At 57.9% G+C, this 6,359-nt stretch carries 5 protein-coding genes; 2 read left to right on the top strand and 3 right to left on the bottom strand.

The window, feature by feature from the left end; all coding sequences use genetic code 11:
* Window positions 1-287: 287 nt before the first annotated feature.
* The 3 genes from V6C07_RS11535 to V6C07_RS11545 all read right to left on the bottom strand — a co-directional run bounded on the left by V6C07_RS11535 (window position 288) and on the right by V6C07_RS11545 (window position 3,743).
* Window positions 288-941, bottom strand: coding sequence for a GntR family transcriptional regulator (locus V6C07_RS11535; protein ID WP_333536626.1), 654 nt, complete (start codon window positions 939-941; stop codon window positions 288-290).
* Between the two features lie 326 nt (window positions 942-1,267).
* Window positions 1,268-2,671, bottom strand: a complete 1,404-nt coding sequence (locus V6C07_RS11540; RefSeq protein ID WP_333536627.1) for a Na+/H+ antiporter NhaC family protein — start codon at window positions 2,669-2,671, stop codon at window positions 1,268-1,270.
* Window positions 2,672-2,741: 70 nt separating this feature from the next.
* A complete protein-coding gene (locus V6C07_RS11545) occupies window positions 2,742-3,743 on the bottom strand; it encodes a D-cysteine desulfhydrase (RefSeq protein ID WP_333536628.1) in 1,002 nt (333 codons plus the stop codon).
* 870 nt (window positions 3,744-4,613) lie between these two features.
* Between V6C07_RS11545 and V6C07_RS11550 the strand changes: the two genes are divergently transcribed.
* Both V6C07_RS11550 and V6C07_RS11555 read left to right on the top strand, forming a co-directional pair.
* A complete protein-coding gene (locus tag V6C07_RS11550) occupies window positions 4,614-5,411 on the top strand; it encodes a 2-amino-3,7-dideoxy-D-threo-hept-6-ulosonate synthase (protein WP_333536629.1) in 798 nt (265 codons plus the stop codon).
* A 4-nt stretch (window positions 5,412-5,415) separates the two neighbouring features.
* Window positions 5,416-6,359 (top strand): 3-dehydroquinate synthase II family protein (locus tag V6C07_RS11555; protein WP_333536630.1); only part of this gene is annotated, 944 nt, incomplete at its 3' end.

Consider the following 6,359-nt stretch of genomic DNA (forward strand, 5'->3'; position numbering starts at 1 on the left):
GGCGGCTGCGTGAGCAGACGTTCGCTACGGAGGCGTAAGCGCAGTTTATCTGCGCGGTTAAACGCCGAAGTGAGCGTGCCTTAAACTTTGAGAATGTATATTCTCAAAGTTAATCTGCTCTAGAGCAGTTTACGAATGAAACGAGTCAACTGCTCTGCAAGGATTTTCCTGAAAATCCTTGCCACGAAATGCGAGAAGGCAGGCTTTTGCCTGCCGTAAGCGAGCATTTCAAGTGTTAAATGCTCTGGGTCCGCCCAGAGCAGACGTTTACGGTGAGCCGCTCCTGCCTAGCGCTGGCCGCACTGAAGCCCAAGACGCCGCCCGGACTCGGCATAATGCTCGCGCAGGACGCGCTCGATACGTTGCTGGTCGCGGCTGCACAGGGCATCGTAAATGACCGTATGGCGCTCATAAAATTCCTGGGGCGAAAAGAGCGTATCCCAGCATTTATAGTAGAGAAACTTTGAAATATGGGCGCAGGAATTGCGCGCCGTATTGACCATCAGCCTGTTAGAGCAGCGCGAAAGCAACGCGTCATGAAAAGCTTCGTCCACAAGGCTCATGCTCGAAAGCCCTGTGGCATTGCGGCTTTGCCGCGCCATCTCGTCCAGTATGGCCTTTACCTCGGCCAGGGCGGCATCATCCCACTTGTTCATGGACTGGACAATGCAGGCCCCTTCCAGCGTTCCCCCAAGGCAATAGCTGTCTTCAATTTCCTGTGCCGTAAGATGGCGTATATGCTTGGCCTTTTGCGGCAGCCCGGTCACAAGCCCCTGCTGCAGAAGGGTTTGCAGGGCTTCGCGCACAGGGCCGCGGCTGATGCCGAGATGCTCGGCGATTTCTGTTTCGCGAATGGGATCGCCGGGCGCAAGCCTTCCGTCAAGCAGACACTGCTTGATGTAGTCTATGGCCTGTGCGCTGTAAGTCTGAACGTGGCTCAATGTTTGCTCCTCATGTGTTTGCCTGGGCTAGTCTTAGCAAATTATGATGCCTTGTCCATAGAGCATGTTACCCTTATATATTCTCAATGTCTGCAGGAGCCCGCTTCTGTCTCTGTTCGCCAAGGTAAACTGTGCTGACGCCTCGACACGGCTGACGCCTGCTCCCGCTGCCGCCAGAACAGCCTTACAATGAAATTGCCCGCAAAAAGACCTTGTTGATACAATTGAAGCGGCGGCAGCCGGAATAAAAGCATTCCGCCTGCCGCCCCTGAGTATGACACAGAGTGTTCGGCCGGTGCATCAGCCGTTAGTGTTCGGCCGGTCTATCAGGCCGTTTCTGTCACTGTGTCCTCAGGCGTGGCATAACGACGGTTCCAGCCGGTGACGGCAGAGAATATCAGCACTGCCAGCAAAGCCCACGAATACGGATTATACAGGGCCGTACTGATGGGCGGCGCCGCAATACCGTAACTTTCGGCCGCGCTCACCATGGCGCCGTACCAGGCGGCTACCACAATGTGCCACGGCAGAATAAAGAAGATGGTGCATACCGCGCAGTCCATAAGATTTGCGCGCCGTGCCGGGGCGAGGTTGAACTTTTCGCCGATGGGGCGCACAAGGCTCGGCCCCACCAGCAGTTCCGCCGGAGCATTGGCGGAAATGGGAATGGACGCCAGAATGGTCACCCCCACGATGAACAGCTCGGCCTGACGTACGGTGCTGACCACACTCTTGTGGGCAAATTCCAGAATCTTGGTCATTATGCCGCATTCCACCAGAATCTGGGTGACGGCAAGAATAAGGATGGCAAAAATAATGGCCCCCACCACGCCGTCAATACCGGACTGGATAATCCCCGTGGAAGCCCCGGCCTTGGCGGGAATGCCGAAAATGTCACCGGGCTTGAGCGTGCCGATAAGCATGCCCACCAAAGCCGCCGTGACGTTACCGTAAATGAGTGACTCGATGATATGCCTGCCGCTGAGCGCCGCCACCACAACCACAATGAGGGCCAACAGCATAAATATGCCGGACGGATTCAGGTCGGCCTGTATGGCGGGCAGAACCGCGGTCTCGCCCCCGCCCCCAAAAATCATGAATACCAGCGCGCTGAAGGCCGCCGCCACAATGCAGAGAGGAAAACGGCTTCGCACCACATCGCGCATGGTGGCGCCCTGCGTATAGGCAGACACGATGGTCGTGTCTGATATGGGGGCCAGATTGTCGCCAAAGGCCGCGCCGGACAGAATTGCCAGCCCGAGCATGGCAGGGTCAGCCCCCAGAAAATATCCCGCAGGGTAGAGCACCGGGGTCAGGGCAATGCATGTTCCGGTGCTGGTTCCCGTACCCAGTGAAAAAAGCATGGCCGCGGCGAACACCAGCAGGGTAAACACCGCTCCCTGCGCCCCGGTAGTCATGCCGAGCCACAACAGGCCATCCACCAGTCCCCCGGCAGCCATAAGCTTGCCGAACACCCCCGCGAACAACCAGGCCGTCACGATGACAATGCCGGTCTTGTCGCCGATGCCGCGCATGGCGGCCTTGCAGTACTCCTCTTTGCTTCTGGCAAAAAACAAGCCCACCGCCAGCGCCAGCCACGCGCAGGCCCAGAACGGCTTGGTTCCGCCCCGCCCCGCCACAGAAAGCCACACAAGCCCCACCACCAGTATGGCAAGGGGAACAAGCCCGCCCCATATGCCGCCGTACATTTTCAACTTGTCATTCTGCATGGTTCTTTTCCTCTCCCCTGAGGGAAATATAACATCGGGGCCGCGTGTTCAGCCACGCGGCCCGCGCCGTCTATTGGCGAAATTCGTCAAGATAGGCGTACAGGGCAGGCGAACCGCCCGTGTGCAGGAAAAGCACATTGGAACCTGCGGCAAAATGGTCCTTGCGCACAAGGTCGATCAGGCCCGACATGGCCTTGCCGGAATACACCGGGTCCAGAAGAATGCTTTCTGTGGAAGCGAGCAGGCGCACCGCTTCCACCATGGCGGGAGTGGGCAGCGAATAGCCGGGTCCCACATAGTCATCGTAGGCCACCACGGCCTCTCTGGGCAAGGAAGCGCCAACGCCCAGAAGACCCGCAGTTTCCAGCATGAGAGAATACACGGCTTCTTCCTGCACGGGCTTTTTGCGGTTCACGCCAATGCCCGTCACGGGGATATTCATATTGCAGCCCAGCATGCCCAGCAGAACGCCCGCATGGGTTCCGGCGCTGCCGCTGGGGACGACCATGTGGTCAAAGTCAAGGCCGCGGTCAAACATCTGCTGCATGATTTCCTGCGCGCACTGCACGTAGCCCAGAGCGCCGATGGCATTGGAAGCACCACCGGGGATGATGTACGGCTTGCGGCCCTCGGCCCGCAGCTTTTCGGCCAGTTTTTCCATTTCCTGCATCATGGGGCTGCCGCCGGGAACCACTGTGGTGCTCTTGACGCCAAGGAGACGGAAAAGAAAGTTATTGCCCGAAGCTTCGGGATTATAGCTGCCGGCAACGCGCTCTTCCAGCACCAGATGGCAGTCCAGCCCCTCTTTTACCGACCATGCCAGGGTAAGACGGCAGTGGTTGGACTGCACGGCCCCGCAGGTGATGATGGTATCCGCACCTTTGGACAGGGCGTCGGCAATGGCAAAATCAAGCTTGCGGGTCTTGTTGCCCCCGCTGGTCCCCGGCAAAAGGTCGTCGCGCTTGATCCACACGTTGACCCTGCCGCCAAGGGCCTTGCTGAAGGTTGGCAGAAACTCCAGAGGAGTGGCCTCCTTCACATATCCTCTACGCGGAAATTTGCTGAGATTCATTTTTGCCTCCTGATGCTTGGGTTCATCAAAATGCCGGGCGTCCGTCCTGTCCGATGCCGAGGTCGGCAGCGTGAGTTCGGCAGGATGCACGCGGACGTGCATTTTAAATTGTATAAAGTTAAATGTTAACATTTGCCATGTCTTCTTTTAAGAAAACTTTCCCAAGGCTGTCAAGGCAAACTTTCTTCCGGCACGGTCGCCCCGTCTCCAAACACATTTAACAACATGATATCTATAACTTTATAAAAAAATATTCTTTTCCTCGTCCTCAACCAAAGACCACGCAGACAATATCTTTGACCCGCCGTTACGAAGACGACACCCTACTGAATGGCTGATCAACCAGTATTTTTGCTCAAACAACACCTTTTGCGTATTTAAGCACAAACGTGCTGCCGCAAACCTCCGAAGAAATTGCACAACCATGTAAATAACCACTGACGATCCATGGTGTTACAAAGGCAGGCATTCCGCCTGCTCCGCCCCGCTATCCCGCCACAGCGCGCAAAAAGCCGTTCGTTTATTTTTTTTCGCAAAAGGTATTGACAGCGATTTTTACCCGGCGTAACGTTTTTGAAGAAACAAAAAGGATTTTTCATGCAACGCATTTCTTCCAACCACACCTCCGCCTACGCCGCTGGCTTTTATAGCTGGTATTTTTTTGCGTACTTTATGGATGCCTGTGGTCGGGAGCTTCGCTGACGCTAAAAAACAAGTTAGGAAGTTCAAAGGGCCGCAGGCAAACCGCCGGCGGCCCTTTTTCTGTCTGGGCAGCCGGTTCTTCAAAATGCCCACGCCGAGCGGTCCACGGTTACAGGCATTATGCAATTTGACTGCACAACGCACGTCAACAACTAAAAGGAGCAAGCCATGTACCTTGGAAAAAAAGTCCGCCTTGAACGAATCATCAATCGGGATAACGGGCGCACCATTATCGTTCCTATGGACCATGGCGTCACTATCGGTGCAGTGGATGGCCTCGTGGACATGCGCGAGGCAGTCAACGACATGGCCCTGGGCGGCGCGGACGCCGTGCTCATGCACAAAGGCCTTGTGCGCTGCTCGCACCGCAGTGCGGGCAAGGACATCGGCCTTATCGTCCATCTTTCCGCCTCCACGGCCCTGACGCCCAACGGCAACACCAAAACCCTGGTCGGCACGGTGGAAGAAGGCATCAAACACGGGGCGGACTGCGTGTCTGTTCACGTCAACCTGGGCGACCCCAACGAACGTCTCATGCTGGCAGACCTCGGCAAAGTGGCCGAAGCCTGCGACAACTGGCACATCCCCCTGCTGGCGATGATGTACGCCCGCGGCCCGCAGATTCAGAACGGCTTTGATAAAAACGTGGTGGCCCACTGCGCCCGCGTGGGCGTGGAGCTGGGCGCGGACATCGTCAAGGTTCCCTACACCGGCGATGTGGACAGTTTTGCGGAAGTTGTGGCCTCCTGCTGCGTGCCGGTGGTCATTGCCGGTGGCGAGCGCATGGAATCCACACGCCAGATACTCCAGATGGTACACGATTCCATCAAGGCAGGCGGCGCGGGCATTTCCGTGGGCCGCAACGTTTTCCAGCATCCCAGCCGCGTTAACCTGGTCAAGGCCCTGCGGGCCATCGTGCACGAAAACGCCAGCGTGGACCAAGCCATCACCTTGGTGGGAGAATAGCAGTATGTCGCGCATCTATTTCAACTGTGTCCCCTTTGACAAGGGCGATGTGACGCTTGCCCTCGAATCGGGCGTGGACGGCGTCATTGTACCCGCCGAGCATGTGGAACAGGTGGCCGGTCTTTCGCGCTGCCCTGTATGGGCCGCCGAAGAAACCCCTATGGCGACGCTTGCCGTCAAGGCCGATGAAGAAGCCGTGCTGCAACGGCTGCACAAGGGCGAGCGCGTGGTGTTGGCGCGCGGCTGGGAGGTCATTCCTGTAGAAAACCTTCTGGCCCAGAGCGACAGCGTACTGGCCGAAGCCGGTACACTGGACGAGGCCCGCCTTGCCGCAGGTATTCTGGAACGCGGTGTGGCGGGCATTGTTGTATCCAGGGGGGCCGTGGTCGAACTCAAGGACATTGTGGCCCAGTGCAAGATGGCGCGCGGCCGCGAAGAACTGCTGCCCGCCGTGGTCACCCGCGTGGAACCTGGGGGGCTTGGGCATCGAGTCTGCGCCGACACGCTTTCCCTGCTGCGCAAGGGCCAGGGCATGCTGGTAGGCAATTCCAGCGCGTTCACCTTTCTTGAGCACGCCGAAACCGAACGCAACGAGTATGTGGCGGCCCGTCCTTTCAGGGTCAATGCCGGGGCTGTACACGCCTATGTGCGCCTGCCCGGCGACCAGACCACCTATCTCGGCGAATTCCGCGCCGGACAGGAGGTTCTTGTTGTGGACCACACGGGCGAAACCAGCGTGGCCACGCTCGGCAGGGTCAAGATAGAAGTGCGGCCCATGCTGCTTGTGGAAGCCCAGGTCGAAACCCCAGAGGGCGTGAAAACCGGCACGGTTTTTCTGCAAAATGCCGAAACCATCCGCCTGACCACTCCCGAAGGCGAAGCCGTGAGCGTGGTCGGCCTGAAGCCCGGCGACCGGGTACTCTGCCGCCTGGGCGGGGAGATCGGCAG

Source organism: Desulfovibrio sp. 1214_IL3152, assembly GCF_036763055.1.
Classification (GTDB): Bacteria; Desulfobacterota; Desulfovibrionia; order Desulfovibrionales; family Desulfovibrionaceae; genus Desulfovibrio.

Coding starts and splice junctions, on each gene's coding strand:
- V6C07_RS11540 (WP_333536627.1), bottom strand. CDS start 2,671: ATGCAGAATGACAAGTTGAAAATGTACGGCGGCATATGGGGCGGGCTT.
- V6C07_RS11545 (WP_333536628.1), bottom strand. CDS start 3,743: ATGAATCTCAGCAAATTTCCGCGTAGAGGATATGTGAAGGAGGCCACT.
- V6C07_RS11550 (WP_333536629.1), top strand. CDS start 4,614: ATGTACCTTGGAAAAAAAGTCCGCCTTGAACGAATCATCAATCGGGAT.